The organism is Paenibacillus agaridevorans, assembly GCF_003112455.1.
In the GTDB taxonomy this organism is placed as follows: domain Bacteria; phylum Bacillota; class Bacilli; order Paenibacillales; family Paenibacillaceae; genus Pristimantibacillus; species Pristimantibacillus agaridevorans.
This window is the reverse complement of record NZ_BDQX01000163.1, coordinates 29,558-30,069: the sequence shown is the minus strand read 5'-3', so window position 1 is coordinate 30,069 and position 512 is coordinate 29,558. Positions and strand designations below refer to the sequence as shown.

1 protein-coding gene is annotated in these 512 nt (G+C 62.1%); it reads right to left on the bottom strand.

Annotated features, from left to right (window positions below; all coding sequences use genetic code 11):
- On the bottom strand, positions 1 to 512 hold a 512-nt coding region (locus tag PAT3040_RS37035), incomplete at both ends, for an STM4014 family protein (RefSeq protein ID WP_181376614.1).

Below are 512 nucleotides of genomic sequence, written 5' to 3'. Positions count from 1 at the left end.
CGCGCTACGGGGAAAGACGGCCGCCGCGGCCGCCGCAGTGCTTCCGACACGCCGAATCGCTTCCTCCGCCAAGCCCGCCTCCTCCAGCGACATTCGTTCGCTGCGCAGGTGAAGGTTCGTGATCGGCGTCCGGCTGGCGCGAGCGATGGCGTGGCAAGGCTTGCCGCCTACGACGAGCTGCCGGATGTCGAACGCGCGGCCGTCATGCCCTCGCTTTGCAATCCACTGCTCAGCGTAAGCTCCATGTCGGTAGAGCCAGTTTATAATAGCGGCAATGTCGGCGGAGTCCGTATATCGTTTCAACTTGCCAGAGTTGTAAAAGATAGGCGGACGGGCGTTGTAACGTTCCATGCCGATCGTCGTCATGGCGATCTCGGCTCCCGTTACGGGGTGGAGCTGGTAAGCGATAACGCCGGAAGCGGCGGAGCCGCTTGCCAGCTTTACAAAAACGCGGTGCATGCGCGCCTTCAGCATCGCGTTGCGCAACGACTCATAGCCTGTGATGGGCTCGT